The sequence below is a fragment of the candidate division KSB1 bacterium genome, from assembly GCA_034506395.1.
In the GTDB taxonomy this organism is placed as follows: Bacteria; Zhuqueibacterota; Zhuqueibacteria; order Thermofontimicrobiales; family Thermofontimicrobiaceae; genus Thermofontimicrobium.
On sequence record JAPDPQ010000003.1, the window covers coordinates 94544 to 111125 of the forward strand.

Genomic DNA, 16582 nt, shown 5'->3' on the forward strand with positions numbered 1-16582 from the left:
ATCTTTAAACAATGATGTCAGCTCATCCTTTGATGTCACGAATTGTTATTGCCAAAAAAAGACTATGTCAAATGACGAATCTGAAGAAAATTATGGAGCGTCTCTTATTCCACACATCTCATTTGCTCGCTCCATCATGCTCCGCAAAGCCTAAAACACAAACATGATTTTTTCGCCAAGCACAAATAGCTCATTCATTTTGAAAGCAGAAAATTTTGCAATTCGGCGTTTAGATGGAAAATTTGGCGTGGCCAAGCAGCAGCTCTTTTTGCTGCCGCTTTTAATACTCCCATTTCTATCTTTATGTTCCGCATCAAAATATCTTTTTTCAACTATTATTTTGTGATATGGGTCACATTGTCATTATTATTCAAATGAAGCATCAGATCCAATGAGTGATTGGTAAATTTTCATCAATTATGTCAATTAATAAGATTTTATCATTTAAAAAAACTTGCTTGACTATTTAATTAAAATTTTTTATACTACTATTGCCAAAAAATGACATAGTCTGGAGGAACCATGAAAAGATCACTTTTAATTTTTGCATTGCTTGTTGTTTCAACATTGTGGAATTGTGCTTCAACTGTCCAAATCAGCGATATTCGGAATTCACCGAATCAGTACCACAACAAAAGAGTCACCCTCAGTGGAACTGTTGATGAGACCATAACCCTACCGATCTTGGGAGTTGGTGTCTATCAGCTCAATGATGGCACTGGAACAATTTGGGTGAAGCCCAAAGAGATGACCGTTACAAAAGGTGATCAGGTAATGGTCACTGGCACTATAAAAGTTGGCATTACAATTTCGGGACGCAGCTTTGGTCTGATCCTCATCGAGTCGAAAGAAGAGCCGTACTAAAATTTGGATGGGTCATTGAGATACCAACGCTCCCAAATGTTGAAGGGCGCATTCGCCCTTTTTTCATAAAATAGCGCGCCCGAGTGTGTAATACGTATTTTTATGCTCCAGCCAGCTATGGGAACGTGCCGGAACATCAATCTTGTTGGAAATTCATTCCAGTCTGGTCGATCCGTTTAACACAAAGGCAATACAGATAGTGATCTAATATATTTCAGGCTCGAGCAAAAATATCGCCATTTGCTATTGGCAGACGGTTGAAGCGTGACCCATACTGGAGGATCTCCTCGATTTTTCAATGGAAATTGCTGGGGAACCTTTTCATAAGTGCGGATCCTTTTAATCTGTCATTTTTGTTCGGAGACGGAATGTGATTTGATGCGAATTACAAACCCCGGGAGTTCCGGGGCTATAAAGTTTTCTGAATTCATTTTTTGATTGACATTAAACAATTTTATTGCTATTTTATCCGCTTAAAAATTCATTAATTGAATCCGGTGAAGGAGAGGGAAATTAGCGAGTGCTCAATATCATTCGAAAACCAATTGAACAAGAACTTAATGAACTGGAGTCCCGCTTTCGGTCAATCATCAAAACAGATGTAAAGTTGATCAACGATATTTTCAACCATATCATCGCCACCAAAGGGAAACGGCTGCGACCGATGTTGCTTTTGCTTTGCAGCAACTTGCAAGGACAACCGACAGAGAAAGCGATAGAGGCAGCAACGATTGTCGAACTGTTGCATACTGCTACCTTAATTCACGATGATGTAGTGGATAACTCCGATATGCGCCGCGGGCTCCCGTCCATCAATTCGATCTGGGAAAATAAAATATCTGTCCTAATTGGTGACTTTCTCTTCGCTGAAGTGCTATACCATCTAACTCGGCTGAATGATCCGAGGATGCTCGAGATCATCGCTCAAATTACCACCCAAATGAGCCAAGGTGAATTGCTTCAAATGGAGCGGGCTCAAGATTTTCAGATGGACGAAAACACCTATTTTCAACTGATTCATAATAAAACCGCATCACTAACAGCAGCCACCTGTCAGTTAGGCGGCCTCTGCTGTACTCAGCCCGATCCAGATCACATCGAAAATTTAGGTGAATTCGGACATCATCTTGGGATCGCATTTCAAATCAAGGACGATCTGTTAGATTATGATGGGACGATAGATAAATTGGGTAAGCCTATCGGCAAAGACCTGTTAGAAAATATTATCACATTGCCGTTGCTTTATAGTTTAAAGCAGGCAAATGAAACGACTCGGCAAGAAATTCTATCCATTCTCCGAAATGGCCGCTTGGATCAGAGGGACAAAATCTATGATTTTGTGCGGGATCACGGCGGATACGAATACGCGACTCAACAAGCATTATATCATGTCCAACAGGCGGAACGCCGATTGCAACGCTATCAAGATTCGCCCTATAAACAGTCGCTCATATTGCTGACAAAATTTATTACTTCTCGGGAAGTTTGAGGGCTTATGACGAAAAAAATCAGCCTCATTTTATCATTTTTGCTGGTATTGGACTGCTCAAAGCAGCAGAATTTCATGCCATTCGAACGCGTCAGGGTCCTCATGGACACCTTCGTGCAGATTTCAATCTTCGATCGAAATCGCTCGGAAACGGAGCTGGAGCATATCGTTGATTTAGCCTTTCAAGAAATTGCAGCCATTGAGCGATTGACTAACATCTACGATGATTCGAGCGCAGTGTCGCTTATCAACCGAGAGGCGGCCTCCCGAGCGATCGATTTAGATAGTTCATTGCAGACGTTGTTAGAGCAGAGTCGCCAGATTTACGATTTATCGAATGGAGCTTTCGACATCACCATTCAGAGCGTGAAACAGCTTTGGAACTTCTCGCAGGAAAATCCGCGGATCCCGGGTGATTCGCTGCTGCAATCGCATCTCCGTTATGTTGGAATGAATCACCTCATATTACAAGACGGTCGGTTGCAATTCGATTCCCCTGAGGTCAAAATAGATCTCGGCGGAATTGCCAAGGGTTATGCAGTTGACCGCGCGATCCAAGTGCTTCAACAACACGGTATAACAGATGCAATGGTCAACGCTGGGGGCGATCTACAGACCATTGCCAGCAATTTAACCAAAGGCAAACGCCGCGTCTGGATCAAACATCCTCGGGAAGCGGATCGATTGATCGGTTATTTTCCCATGGACCAGGGATGTGTGGCGACCTCAGGAGATTATGAGCGATTTTTTGAATATGACTGTGTGCGCTACCACCATATTCTCGATCCAAAAACAGGTTACCCTGCACGAGGTTGTGTCAGCGTGACGATCAAGGCGCCGACCACGACATTTGCAGACGGTTTAGCCACAGCCGTTTTTGTTCTGGGACCGGAGCAAGGCATGGCACTTATCGAACGATTGCGAGAGGTGGAAGGCGTTATCATTTATGAACGGGATGGCAAACTAAAATCGCTCATTTCTACTGGCCTAAACCACCAGTTTAAGTCACAGTAATTCGAAATTATATCATCAGACCAGAGGCAGATTTATCACGGCGTCTGAAAGTTCTCCATGCGCCGTGAGATATCGTTTCATTTGGAGTGAATCGTGTATCAAAATCGTTCTGGCTGTTTTAAATCTGGTACTGCACCTGTGATAAAACAACAAGGAGAAACAATATGCCAAGAACATTGGTTACCGGCGGAGCCGGATTTCTGGGATCGCATTTATGTGAGTATTTGCTTAAAAAAGGGCATCACGTCATTGCCATGGACAATTTGTTGACTGGCAGCATTGCGAATATTGAGCATCTTCAATGTGAGAATTTCAAATTCATTAAACATGATGTTACGGAGTACTTGTATATCGCTGGCGATATTGATTATGTGCTTCATTTCGCTTCTCCAGCCAGTCCATTGGATTATATGCAACTTCCCATCCAGACGCTTAAGGTTGGCGCTTTGGGCACCCACAAGGCATTGGGATTGGCGTTAGCAAAGCGGGCTACGTTTTTATTGGCCTCCACATCTGAAGTCTATGGCGATCCATTGATCCATCCCCAGAGTGAAGATTATTGGGGCAATGTGAATCCAGTTGGGCCTCGTGGTGTGTATGATGAAGCAAAACGGTTTGCTGAAGCATTGACAATGGCCTACCATCGCTACCATGGGGTCGATACAAAGATCGTGCGAATTTTCAACACCTATGGCCCCCGAATGCGGCCCAACGACGGTCGAGCGATCCCGACTTTCATTCCTCAGGCTCTAAAAAACGAACCCATCACCATTTTCGGAGATGGTTCTCAAACCAGAAGCTTTTGTTATGTGGACGACCTGGTTGAAGGTATTTATCGGCTATTGATTTCGGATATCCATGAACCAGTCAATATTGGGAACCCACAGGAAATGACGATCAAGCAGATGGCCGAAGTGATTTTAAAAGTCACCGGGAGCAAAAGCAAACTGATCTACAAACCGCTGCCTATCGACGATCCAAAAGTGCGGCAGCCAAATATTACACGCGCTCGAACTTTGCTGGGATGGGAGCCAAAGATCGACCTGGAACAGGGATTAAAGAAGACCATCGAATGGTTCAAAACTCAGTTGAAATAGCAATTCCTCACCGGCATATCTATGCGCCAAAGTCGATTTTGGTGATCAGGTTCAGCTCCATCGGAGATATTTTATTGACCACTCCGGTTGTGCGACTGCTGAAGACACAGTTTCCAGATTGCCAGATCGATTTCGTGGTGAAAGAGGAGTTTGCCGAACTATTGGTCAAAAATCCCAATATCGCTCAGCTCTATCGTTATAGCAAAACCAATTCTAATCGTTCGCTGAAGGAAATAAAGCAGCAGATCCGAGCACACCGGTACGATCTCATCGTGGATCTGCATAAGAATTTCCGAAGTTATTATCTCAGTTTTGGAAGCCGAGCACAACGAATAGTGCGCTATCGCAAAGGGGTTCTTCGACGCTGGTTGTTGGTCCAATTCAAACTATTTCGAGATCGACCAGTCATACCGATCTTTCAGCGCTATTTGAACACGCTATTGCCGTACCAGTTGTCCAATGAATTGTTGCAATTAGAAATATTCGTCCCAGAACAAATTGTAACGCGGGTTGAAAAACAATACGGCAATTTTATCCGAGGTTCATTGGGACCAATTATAGGAATCGCCTCAGGGGCAAAACACGAGACCAAAAGATGGACGGCAGAAGGATTCAATGCAGTTATCCGCTTCTTTATTGAACAACAGAATGCACGAGTCATCCTGTTCGGTGGCGCTACCGATGTTGATTTTATCAACCAGCTTCAATTTTCCAGAGGTGATCATGTTCTCAACGTAGCTGGTCAATTATCGTTACTAGAAACTGCGGCACTGATGGCCCATTGTGATCTAATGTTGACCAACGATAGTGGCTTGATGCACCTGGCAACTGCATTGAGAAAAAAAGTCGTGGCGATCTTTGGCAGTACCACCGAACAATTGGGATTTTTCCCTTATTTGACAGAATATCTCGTCGTCCAAAATGATATGCTTTCCTGTCGTCCGTGTTCGCATATCGGAAGGAAACGGTGCCCGAAGGGTCATTTTAAATGTATGAAGGACATTTCCGCTGACCAGGTGATCGCGGCCATGTTGAAGTTATTAAATGAACCTGTGAGAACTGTAAAAATATCCCAATGCCTTTCACAGGAAAAGGGATAATCGCAAGATTCAATCTCGGCCTCTTTACAGATGGCATTTTAGGGAGAAAGGTTTGTCCCCAAATTTGGCAAAATCCATGGGACGAGAGAAGCAGTTACACATATAACTTTCGGAGGTTAATTCCATTTTGAACTCAGAGGAGTTGAGTCATTATATTGCCCAGCTCAGCTTGGAGAAAAAGGCAGAGCATGTGGTGATCATGGACCTCAGAGAACTCACCACCATCACCGACTATTTCATTATCTGTTCTGGAGAATCGGATCTTCAGGTCAAGGCGATCTGCGATCATATTACCGAACGCTTGGAACAACAGAATATCAAAATTTGGCATGTCGAGGGATATCAACATTTAAACTGGGTGTTGTTGGATCTGGTGGATGTAGTGGTTCATATTTTTCGTCCCGAGGTGCGCGATTTTTATGCTTTAGAACGGCTGTGGGGTGATGCAAAAATCATTGAGGTGGTGGACAGATGATCGATATTGAGCAATATCTTCAAAATAGTATCGCAACAGCTTTACGTCGTTTATCCTTCGATCCAAGCCAGATCATGATCAAATTGGAGCCGCCGAAGCAAAATCAGTTTGGCGATCTTGCCTGCAATATCGCGCTGCAATTGGCATCGCAACAGAAGCGCGCTCCGCGAGCGATTGCTGAGGCGATCATGTCGGGGCTGGAGCTCGACCCAGGCATGGTCGAAAAAGTGGAGATTGCTGGGCCTGGCTTCATCAATTTCCATCTCGGATGGGGGTATTATCGACAAGCATTGCTGAACATTCTTCACCAGGGAACTGAATTTGGTCAGGCCACTTGGGGGAATGGCGTTAAAATGCAGATCGAGTTCGTCAGTGCTAATCCTACTGGGCCATTGAATGTCGTCAGCGCGCGCGCTGCCGCCGTCGGCGATGTGATGGTCAACCTTTATCGAGCTGTGGGATTCGCTGCCGATCGAGAATATTATATCAATGATGCTGGGCGACAGGTGAGGCTATTGGGTGCTTCGGTGAGTTCCCGATACATGGAGCTATTCGGCCATCGTGAACCCTTTCCAGAGGAAGGTTATCATGGCGAATATGTGAAAGATTTAGCCAAAGAGATCGCCGATGAATATGGTGATCGGTTTTGTCAGCTTACTATCGATGAGCGACAGGAGCAATTGTCAAAAATCGCTTTAGAGAAAATGATCGCGCTTCATCAACAGATGATGCAGCAGTATGGGGTGAAATTCGATACCTGGTTTCCCGAGAGCCAGTTGCGCGCGGCCGAAGCGCACCTTGCCGTTCTGAGGGAATTGGAGCAAGCTGGGTATACATATCAGGAGCAAGGTGCAATTTGGTTTCGTTCCACCCTGTTCGGCGATGAGAAAGATCGGGTATTGATCACCAGCGAGGGAGAGCCAACCTACTTCTTGGTGGACATTGCCTATCATCGAAATAAATATCAGCGAGGGTATGAAAAACTGTATGACATTTGGGGGCCAGATCATCATGGCTATATTCCCAGAATGGCAGCAGCGATTCAAGCCCTCGGCTATCCAAAGGACAGCTTTCATGTGGAGATCGTACAGCAGGTCAATTTGCTGCGCGCTGGAGAGGTCGTAAAAATGTCCAAGCGGGCGGGTCAAATCATTACCATGGAAGAGCTAATCCAAGAAGTCGGCGTCGATGCCGCCAGGTTCTTCTTCGTCAATCGCAAATGCTCCAGCCATCTCGATTTCGATATCGATTTGGCTAAAAAGCAGTCGGATGAAAACCCAGTCTATTACGTCCAATATGCCCATGCTCGAATTTTTAATATCATCAAATTTGCTGAGCAACAGGGCTATCGCATTGAACTGGACGCCGATCTCACCCGGCTGCAGCAGGAGGAGGAACGGCTATTGATCAAAAGGTTGCTTCAGTACCCTGAAATCATCTCCAGGGCGGCCCAGTTCTGGGAGCCCCATTTGTTGACGAATTATTTGCAGGAGCTGGCAGCGGTTTTTCATCACTTTTATCAGAAACATCGGGTGGTCACCGAAGATGCACCGCTCACTCGGGCGCGGCTCTTGTTATGTCAGGCAACACAGATCGTGTTCGCCAATGGGTTAAGGATCTTGGGCATCACTGCTCCAGAGCGTATGTAGCATCTCAAATCTAACAAGGCCAATTTTGAGGCAACGTTTCGATCTCGGTTGAATGGATCGAAAAAGTTATCGTTCACTAAATTTGTAGCTTCGATCATCCTTTGAATCATCATCTTGGGAGCAAATTATGAGCGTTCTGGTGGTCGGCTCTGTCGCCCTTGATACAGTGGAAACGCCATTTGGCAAGGTCGACGACGCCATTGGCGGCTCGGCAACTTATTTCAGCGCAGCCGCGAGTTATTTTACAGATGTCAATATCGTTGCCGTGGTCGGCGAAGATTTTCCGATCGACCAAATCAAATTTCTCCAAGCCCGCGGTGTGAATCTCGATGGACTTGTGGTCAAACCTGGAAAAACATTCCGGTGGGGTGGAAAATATGATTTCGATCTCAATCAGCGGGAAACGCTTTTCACCCATTTGAACGTGTTCGAAAATTTCGACCCGAAATTGCCCGAACACTATCGAAACACCCCTTATCTATTTTTGGCAAACATACATCCAGAACTCCAGCTCAAAGTGCTCCATCAAATGTCCCAGCCGAAATTGGTCGTGATGGACACCATGAACTTCTGGATCGAACGGACGCCTGCGCCACTCGCAGAGGTTTTGAAACGTGTCGATATCTTGATTGTAAATGATTCTGAAGTCCGTCAATTGGCTCAAACGCCCAATTTGTTTATTGGAGCGAAGCGAATCCAAAAGATGGGCCCAAAAATTATTGTGATGAAGAAGGGGGAACATGGAGCGCTATTGGTGCATGATGGCCAATACTTCTGGGCCCCAGCATTTCCCTTGGAACAACTCCAGGACCCAACTGGCGCGGGAGATACTTTTGCTGGTGGATTTGTCGGTTATTTGGCCAAAGTTGATGATCCGTCTCCGGCTCATCTGAGAAAAGCGGTCATCTACGGCAGCACGCTCGCTTCCTTCTGCGTGGAACAGTTCAGCCTCAGGGGGCTCAAGAACCTTTCTCCCCAGCAGATCGAGCACCGCTATCGGCAGTTTATCGATATGGTCAAATGCGATTAACATATCTATTGACTTTGGTCTTAACTGAGCAAAAAATCAAGCTCCTTTTTCAAATTGTTATTCGTGCTTCTCAACATCATCAAATATCCAGAGAAGCTAATCGATGAGATGGATCGAAAAATGTCTCGAAATTCATCCTCGCTGACTGGATGATGACTTTATGCTTTTTAATTAAAATTTGGGCAAAAAAAATAGCGGACAAAAGACGGATCGAAATGCTCATCAATGAAAGTATTGACAGATTATATTCCAATTTCTACTCGAGGCTTCACTGACATTGTCGATATTACTGATAAAGTTGCCTCTCTGATTGATCGATCAGAACTTCAGTCTGGGCTGGCGACTGTTTTTATTTCAGGATCGACGGCAGGGGTGACGACCATTGAATATGAGCCAGGTTTGATTCGGGACTTGCCTGAGGCATTTGAGAAAGTGGCTCCAATGAGCCAGCGCTATCATCACGACGCCACTTGGCACGATGGCAACGGTTTTGCTCATGTCCGCGCCGCGCTTTTGGGTGCTTCGCTCAGCGTTCCTTTTAAAGACAAACGCTTGTTGCTGGGCACTTGGCAACAAATTGTGGTAGTCGATTTCGATAATCGGCCGCGCCGGCGCGAAGTGGTGGTCCAACTCATGGGAGCTTAGCGGCTCATGATCGAATTGGTAGATGTAAGCTATTTTTATGAGTCAGCAGAGCAAGGATCGATCCCAGCTCTCCGTCACATCACCTGGCAGTTTCGTGAAGGCGAATACGTTGCAATGATGGGGCGCAATAATAGTGGCAAGACCACCTTAGCCCGTTGTCTCAATGCGCTCTTGATTCCGCAACAAGGTACAGTGTGGGTCGACGGTCTCAACAGCCAAGAACCTCAAAACATCATTCCAATCCGGAAAAAAGTGGGCATGGTGTTTCAGAACCCGGACAACCAGATCGTCGCAACCACGGTCGAAACAGAGATCGCATTTGGTCTAGAGAACCTCGGCATCCCAACTGATAGGATGCGCGAGATCGTGACCGCTAATCTGGAGCGATTTGGTTTGACACGGTACCGTAACTATCCGCCTCATCTTCTCTCAGGTGGAGAGAAACAACGGCTGGCGATCGCTTCAATATTAGCCATGAATCCTAAATATCTGGTGCTCGATGAACCCAGTTCCATGCTCGATGCCACTGGTCGACGGGAACTAATGGCAATTTTAAATGAAATCAAAGCGGAAAATGCGAGCAAGCCGGTCGAAGATCGCACGGCCATCCTATTCATCACTCAATTTCCGGAAGAAGCTTTGCCGGCGGATCGTTTGATTCTCCTGGATCAGGGCCAAATTGTCTGCGATGGACCGCCCAAAAAAGTGTTCCAAAATGTCGAGCAAATCAAGTCGTTGGGATTAGAAGTTCCGGTAGAATTTGAAATCCTCCCATGGCTTAAGGCGCAGGGACTTGATTTAGAAGTTTTGAATGAATTTCTCTAATCATTCAAAATGGAAATCCTGGCCGAAACTAGCTCTTTGTTCATGATATTGAACTGTTATTCTGGCTGGCTCATCATTAAAACCCGACTTTCAATCGGAATAATGTCGAGAATAAGCTGTTTGGTTCCGATTTGGGCTGAAAAGGATTCAAAACTAAGTTTTGTGAGAAAATTTGAAAAGGCATGTTTCTAAGGAAAGGATTTCATTTATTCAAATGGAACGCCTTGCTCGGTTGCAGCAATTCGTCTTTCTGATTTAGTGTGGTCATCAATAACCAATCGACCCGACGAAGCGATTTTACAGAAAAAGGAGCATTGCAATGCGGCGTTTTTTTAAATTCGATCAACTCGGCACCAACTATCGCCGGGAAATTCTTGCTGGCATTACGACGTTCATCACCATGTCTTACATCATCATCGTCAATCCAGCGATCCTGGAGGCGGCACACATGCCGAAAGACGCGGTGATGGTCGCCACGATTTTGACTGCCTTCTTTGGGACTGTCTGTCTGGGCATCTATTCCAACCGTCCTTTTGCTATCGCGCCTTATATGGGTGAGAACGCCTTCATTGCCTATACCGTGGTCAATGTGTTGGGCTACACCTGGCAAACCGCCTTGGGTGCGATCTTTGTCGGGGGCGTGTTGTTCACGGTCCTGACATTGCTACGCGTGCGGACCTGGCTGGTGGAGGTCATTCCTCAGAGCCTGAAATATAGCTTCGCCGTCGGTATCGGCTTGTTCCTCACCTTGATCGGCTTGAATGAGACCGGAATCGTCTCTGTAGGGGTGGCTTCGGCCCCGCTCAAGCTGGGCAACATCGCCGATCCGAAAGCGCTTCTGGCCATCCTGGGATTCGTGCTGATCGGTTTCCTGATGCTGATTCGAATCCGGGGCGCAATCCTGATCGGCATTTTAAGCGTCACGGTGCTCTCTTATATTCTTGGACTTTCGGAAACCCCTGAAAAATTCATGAGTATGCCCCCAAGCTTAAAGCCAATTCTCCTTCAATTAGATATCGCAGGCGCACTCACCTGGGGATTTTTCGCAGTCATTCTGACGGTTTTTGTCATGGATTTCGTTGATACTATGGGGACGTTGATCGGGCTCTCTGCCCGTGCAAACCTATTAGATGAGCGGGGCAATTTGCCTCAGATTGAAAAACCGATGCTGATCGATGCGCTTTCCACGGTGCTCGGTGCCCTATTGGGAACCACCACAAGCGGCGTCTATATTGAATCGGCTGCTGGCATTGAAGAAGGCGGGAGAAGCGGATTCACTTCGGTGGTCACCGGGGTGCTATTCCTCTTGGCTCTATTCTTCGCCCCATTTTTAACCGCTATCCCAGCGTTCGCTTATGGCCCAGCATTGATGATCGTCGGATTATTAATGTTAGAGCCAATCAAAAAAATTGATTTTTCCGATTACAGCGAGCTGATCCCAGCGTTCTGCACCATTGTGCTGATGAGTTTCACATTCAACATCGGAATCGGGATGACGGCCGGGTTTGTTCTTTATCCATTGTTCAAATTGCTGGCTGGAAGACCGCAACACATCCATCCGGGAATGTGGGTCCTATTTGTATTATCGCTTTTGTTTTATATTTTCTATCCGTATCACTAAAAACACGAACCGAAATTAGACAAAGGCAACTGCGCGATATTTTTTTATAAGAAGCTTTTCTTATAGCAATAGCAGGTGGCAATGAAAATCGGAGTTATTGGGACCTTCATCAAAGATCATATCAAGCTCAGCACCGGGGATGAAGTGGATAGCTTTGGTGGGATTTTTTACACTGTTTCGATCCTGAGCAATTTGATTTCTGCCGGGGATGAAATTTATCCGGTCTGCTATTTGGGAACTGATATTTATAATTCTATCACCCAGCGGTTGGCGGAGTTGCCCGGTGTTAAAGAATACGGCATTCGGAAGATTGATCAGCCTAATACCGCGGTGACATTGATCTATCACACCACCGAGCAACGGTTTGAATACCTCTCCCATCGTCTCCCGCCAATCGAACTGGATCATATTCGGTCGATCGGCGTGATGGATGCATGGCTCGTGAACTTCATCACTGGCTTCGAGATGTCATTGCCCTGCTTTCAGCAATTCCGAAGCCAAGTTCCGGGATTGGTATATGTGGATTATCATAGTCTCTCGCTGGACATTCAACCTGACGGATTGCGCGTGCTGCGCTATCGGCCAGACTGGAGAGAGTGGCTAAGCGGTATCGATGTAGTTCAAATGAATGAAGCAGAAGCCGCCTCGGTACTGAATCTATCAGCACCTTCGGATTCTCAATTATCTAATCTCGGCTGCCAAATTTTGGAACTTGGGGTTAAAGTCTGTCATATCACTCGTGGCTCTAATGGTTCGTTCCTATTTGTAAAAAAGGGATCAAAACAGGAATTTTATCAGATTCCAGCCATGCCGCTGAAAACCGTAGTAGACGTAACTGGCTGTGGGGATGCATTTGCTGCTGGTTTTTTGGTTCATTATTTGAACCGAGGCGACGCGCTCGAAGCAACGCGCTATGCCAATCGAGTTGCTGGATTGAACTGCACTTTCAGCGGCACAGAACAATTACCAGAACTGAAAACCATGCTAAAAGATGCTGGGGTTGAATCATCGGCTTTTTAAAAAGAGGAGCACCAATCGCATTGTTTAGGGGTTCGAAATGGAAAAACTTGTCATCACTGGAGTAAATGGTTTATTGGGGCAGAAGCTCCTGGAACGATCGGTTTCTCATTATGAAGTCATGGGGATAGATCTTCATGAGGCACCGTTTCAGACCAAGGTCAAATTCACATATCGCCAGCTTGATCTGACCAAGCGTCGGCTGGTGAAACAAGCATTAGCCGAATTTCAGCCGCATTATCTGATCAACACCGCTGCAATGACGGATGTCGATGGGTGCGAAACCCAAAAGGAACAATGTTGGAAGATCAACGTTGAGGCCATGGATCATATCATTCAGGCAGTCCGCAGGCTTGGGACCAAAATCGTCCATCTCTCGACTGATTATGTATTCGATGGCAAAAGCGGCCCATACGTGGAAACCGATACGCCCGAGCCGTTAGGATATTATGGCAAATCCAAATTGGCCAGTGAAAACTTGCTGATCGCTTCGGGTTTGGAACACGCCATCGTCCGCACCATGGTGTTGTATGGTCATGGCATTCAGACCCGTCCTAATTTTGTCACATGGGTAATTGAAAAATTGAACAAGGGAGAGACCGTTCAGGTCGTTACCGATCAGATCAGCAATCCCACTCTGGCAGATGATCTCGCAGAAGCGATCTTACGGATCATTGAGCGCCGCAAATGGGATCTGTTTCACATTTGTGGCAGTGAATTGATCGACCGTTATCACTTCGCCCTGAAAATCGCTGAGGTCTTTGATCTCAATCAAGAGCTCATCGAGCCGACCACCACCGCCAAACTCGGTCAGGCAGCGACACGACCCTTGAAGTCCGGTTTTATCATCACCAAGGCCCAGACCGAACTGGGGATTCAGATGTCCGATGTTACAACTGGATTAAAGAAGCTGAAGAAACAATTGAAAAGGTTCTTGTTCTTTTAAATCCAGGTGATCAAAACAGAAATTGAACGCACCTGCATAAAAAAGTCGGTAGCCTCGGATCAGCAGAAGGTGGATCAAGTAAAGCCAATCAGTGGGATCAGCTCGGATTGACAGGAAAGAGCCCCGTCGTGCTGCCGATAGGCAATTTTAGATTGATGAATCTATCGAACCAAAACCAAGAGGCCGAATACTGAATGAAAGCCATTGTTGTTATTCCCACCTATAACGAAGCTCAAAATATTGAAAATCTCATCGATCGAATTCTCTTTCAAGGGATCCGAGGCTTGGATATTTTGGTAGTTGATGATAACTCGCCCGATGGCACAGCCGAGATTGTCGAAAATATTGCCCGCTGCGAGTCCAACGTATTTTTATTGAAACGGCCTACCAAGGCTGGCTTGGGAACCGCCTATGTGGCTGGATTCAAATACGCATTGGAACATGGTTATGATTACATCTTCGAAATGGATGCCGATTTCTCTCACGATCCCGATGAAATCCCCAATTTTTTAGAAGCTATTAAAAACTATGATCTGGTGATCGGCTCGCGCTACAAGACTGGCGTCAATGTCATCAATTGGCCGATCACCCGCTTGGTGCTCAGTGTCGGTGCCAATAAGTACACGCAATGGATCACAGGACTTCCCATCAAAGATTGCACCGGGGGTTATAAGTGCTTCCGTCGGGAGGTCCTCGAAGCCATCGATCTTGATCAGATTGCTTCAGATGGTTATTCGTTTCAAATCGAAATGAATTTCAAAGCATGGAAAAAGGGTTTCCGCATCACTGAGATCCCCATCGTATTCACGGATCGCGAGGCGGGCAGCTCCAAGATGTCCAAAAAAATCATTCGTGAGGCGATCTGGATGGTGTGGAAATTGAAGATTCTGAGCCTGCTTGGCAAAATTTGATCAAACTCGATCCTGGCCTAATTTTATTGCTCAAACGATCACTAATCACTGACTACTGATTACTGACTACTGAACACTGAATAATCGTACGAATCGCCAAATCCCGATCATTTTTGTCCAGACCTGAAACCAAACTTACGGAGGTGGCAGAGTGACTCAGGGCCCTCCATACGAAGAAACTTCCGCCGTTATTACCGAGGCGATCTCTGAAACCGAACAGCGGTTCGACCGCTGGCGTCGAACCATTAGCTTGTTTCTTGGCCCTGCGGTATTTATTCTTTTTTTGATCATTCCGATGCCAGCTTTAACGGTGCAGGCCCATCGCCTCGCAGCGATCATCGCGCTGGTTCTCATTTATTGGGTCGGCGAAGCCCTGCCAATTCCAATTACCGCCCTTTTGGGTCCTGTCTTATGCATCATCTTGGGGATTGCCTCTCCAACCACGGTATTTGCCCCATTCTCTTCCCCCATCATATTTCTGTTTTTAGGGAGCTTTCTCTTGGCTCGGGGGATGATCGAGCAGCAGTTGGATCAGCGCATCGCCCTGAGCATTCTATCGTTGCGGTGGATTGGCAATCGCCCTTATCGATTGGTGATCGCCATCGCACTGATTCCTTCGCTGATCTCCATGTGGATCAGCGACAGTGCCACGACGGCCATGATCTACCCCATCCTGCTGGGTATTATCGGTGCGTTTGGTGCGCTTTCGCAGCACAGCGGGCAAAATTTGACCTCGGAGCGTTTCAACACGGGGCTGCTTTTGACCATTGCCTATGGGGCATTGATCGGCGGGATCGGTACCCCCATAGGCACGCCGCCAAATTTGATCGGTATTGGCATGCTCGATAAAATTTTGCACGTTCGAATTTATTTCTTTCAATGGATGATGCTGGCCATCCCCATCCTGATCGTCATGTGGCTTATCATGGTTCTGTTTATGATGTGGCGACACCCCCCAGCCATGAAGCGATTTCCCGGCCTAGAGGATTTTTTGCGACAGCAACAAAAGCAACAAGGCCCATGGACTCGAGGACAGCGAAACGCGCTCATCGCGTTTCTGGTCGCAGTGGTGCTCTGGATTGCTCCTGGCATCATCGCCTCGGGATGGGGCACGGATTGCGCAGCGTTCAAATTTTGCGAACAACATCTGCCAGAGGGAATCGCTTCCATGGCCGCAGCGATCTTGCTGTTCATCCTCCCCGTCAATTGGCGCGAGCGGCGCTTCACCCTCACCTGGAGCCAAGCCGTGAAAATCGATTGGGGAACGATCCTGCTCTTCGGTGGCGGATTATCGTTGGGCGGACTGATGTTCACCACCAATCTGGCTGATGTATTAGGAAAACAGCTCATCGCCTTTGGAGGTGCCACATCGCTGTGGTCTATCACCCTCATTGCAATCATTTTAGCCCATATTATTACCGAGATGACCTCCAACACGGCCACGGCAAATATGTTAGTGCCCATCATGATTGCCGTAGCCCAAAGCGCAGGAGTGAGCGCCATCCCTCCAACGCTCGGGGTATGCCTCGGAGCCAGTATGGCTTTCATGTTACCGGTTTCCACCCCGTCCAACGCCATTGTCTATGGTTCAGGCAAAGTTCCGATCACGGCCATGCTCACTGCTGGGGTAATCCTTGATATCCTCAGCACGCTCGTGATCTTCTTAGGGCTGAGAATTTTGTGCCCTTTACTGGATCTGATTTGAAATAATTCTCATCTTCAGACGATGTGCGGGAAAAATTTTTTTAGATCTGGTGAAACTATCATTCACAGCCCCAATTCGATCAATTGAGTGATAGATTTTCTTCAATCTGAACCTGTTGTCGCTAATATTCTCCACAAAAATATGATTGATTTTCGAAATGCAATTCGCTATTTTTGATCCTCACAGCAAGCGGT

Annotated in this window: 15 protein-coding genes; all 15 read left to right on the plus strand. The window is 46.5% G+C overall.

Features of this window, described 5'->3' with window-relative positions; all coding sequences use genetic code 11:
• Nucleotides 1-522 precede the first annotated feature (522 nt).
• The 15 genes from ONB37_02800 to ONB37_02870 all read left to right on the plus strand — a co-directional run bounded on the left by ONB37_02800 (nucleotide 523) and on the right by ONB37_02870 (nucleotide 16388).
• Nucleotides 523-864 (plus strand): hypothetical protein, encoded by a 342-nt coding sequence (locus ONB37_02800; GenBank protein ID MDZ7399074.1) that lies wholly within the window; start codon nucleotides 523-525, stop codon nucleotides 862-864.
• A gap of 520 nt (nucleotides 865-1384) precedes the next feature.
• Complete coding sequence (locus ONB37_02805; protein MDZ7399075.1) at nucleotides 1385-2353, plus strand: polyprenyl synthetase family protein; 969 nt, start codon at nucleotides 1385-1387, stop codon at nucleotides 2351-2353.
• A gap of 6 nt (nucleotides 2354-2359) precedes the next feature.
• Nucleotides 2360-3367 (plus strand): FAD:protein FMN transferase, encoded by a 1008-nt coding sequence (locus ONB37_02810; protein MDZ7399076.1) that lies wholly within the window; start codon nucleotides 2360-2362, stop codon nucleotides 3365-3367.
• A 164-nt stretch (nucleotides 3368-3531) separates the two neighbouring features.
• On the plus strand, nucleotides 3532-4464 hold the full coding sequence (locus ONB37_02815) for an SDR family oxidoreductase (GenBank protein MDZ7399077.1): 933 nt from the start codon (nucleotides 3532-3534) through the stop codon (nucleotides 4462-4464).
• Nucleotides 4440-5564, plus strand: a complete 1125-nt coding sequence (gene waaF / locus ONB37_02820) for a lipopolysaccharide heptosyltransferase II (GenBank protein MDZ7399078.1) — start codon at nucleotides 4440-4442, stop codon at nucleotides 5562-5564. Before ONB37_02815 ends, waaF begins: the two co-directional genes overlap by 25 nt.
• Before the next feature lie 127 nt (nucleotides 5565-5691).
• On the plus strand, nucleotides 5692-6039 hold the full coding sequence (gene rsfS, locus ONB37_02825) for a ribosome silencing factor (GenBank protein ID MDZ7399079.1): 348 nt from the start codon (nucleotides 5692-5694) through the stop codon (nucleotides 6037-6039).
• Nucleotides 6036-7688: an arginine--tRNA ligase gene (gene argS, locus ONB37_02830; GenBank protein ID MDZ7399080.1), complete on the plus strand. Its 1653-nt coding sequence runs from the start codon at nucleotides 6036-6038 to the stop codon at nucleotides 7686-7688. The genes rsfS and argS overlap by 4 nt, the downstream gene beginning before the upstream one ends.
• 127 nt (nucleotides 7689-7815) lie before the next feature.
• On the plus strand, nucleotides 7816-8718 hold the full coding sequence (locus tag ONB37_02835) for a PfkB family carbohydrate kinase (protein MDZ7399081.1): 903 nt from the start codon (nucleotides 7816-7818) through the stop codon (nucleotides 8716-8718).
• A gap of 225 nt (nucleotides 8719-8943) precedes the next feature.
• Nucleotides 8944-9363 carry a secondary thiamine-phosphate synthase enzyme YjbQ gene (locus ONB37_02840; protein ID MDZ7399082.1) on the plus strand — a complete coding sequence of 140 codons (420 nt, stop codon included), beginning with the start codon at nucleotides 8944-8946 and terminating at the stop codon, nucleotides 9361-9363.
• 6 nt (nucleotides 9364-9369) lie between these two features.
• Entirely contained in the window at nucleotides 9370-10188 is an 819-nt protein-coding gene (locus ONB37_02845) for an ATP-binding cassette domain-containing protein (GenBank protein ID MDZ7399083.1), read from the plus strand.
• A 319-nt stretch (nucleotides 10189-10507) separates the two neighbouring features.
• A complete protein-coding gene (locus tag ONB37_02850) occupies nucleotides 10508-11809 on the plus strand; it encodes an NCS2 family permease (protein ID MDZ7399084.1) in 1302 nt (433 codons plus the stop codon).
• Between the two features lie 81 nt (nucleotides 11810-11890).
• Complete coding sequence (locus ONB37_02855) at nucleotides 11891-12829, plus strand: PfkB family carbohydrate kinase (GenBank protein MDZ7399085.1); 939 nt, start codon at nucleotides 11891-11893, stop codon at nucleotides 12827-12829.
• 37 nt (nucleotides 12830-12866) lie between these two features.
• The gene (gene rfbD, locus ONB37_02860; protein ID MDZ7399086.1) at nucleotides 12867-13772 is read left to right on the plus strand and encodes a dTDP-4-dehydrorhamnose reductase; all 906 of its coding nucleotides are present in this window, start codon (nucleotides 12867-12869) and stop codon (nucleotides 13770-13772) included.
• A 194-nt stretch (nucleotides 13773-13966) separates the two neighbouring features.
• Nucleotides 13967-14683 (plus strand): polyprenol monophosphomannose synthase, encoded by a 717-nt coding sequence (locus ONB37_02865; GenBank protein ID MDZ7399087.1) that lies wholly within the window; start codon nucleotides 13967-13969, stop codon nucleotides 14681-14683.
• A 151-nt stretch (nucleotides 14684-14834) separates the two neighbouring features.
• Nucleotides 14835-16388: a DASS family sodium-coupled anion symporter gene (locus ONB37_02870; protein MDZ7399088.1), complete on the plus strand. Its 1554-nt coding sequence runs from the start codon at nucleotides 14835-14837 to the stop codon at nucleotides 16386-16388.
• Nucleotides 16389-16582: the final 194 nt, after the last annotated feature.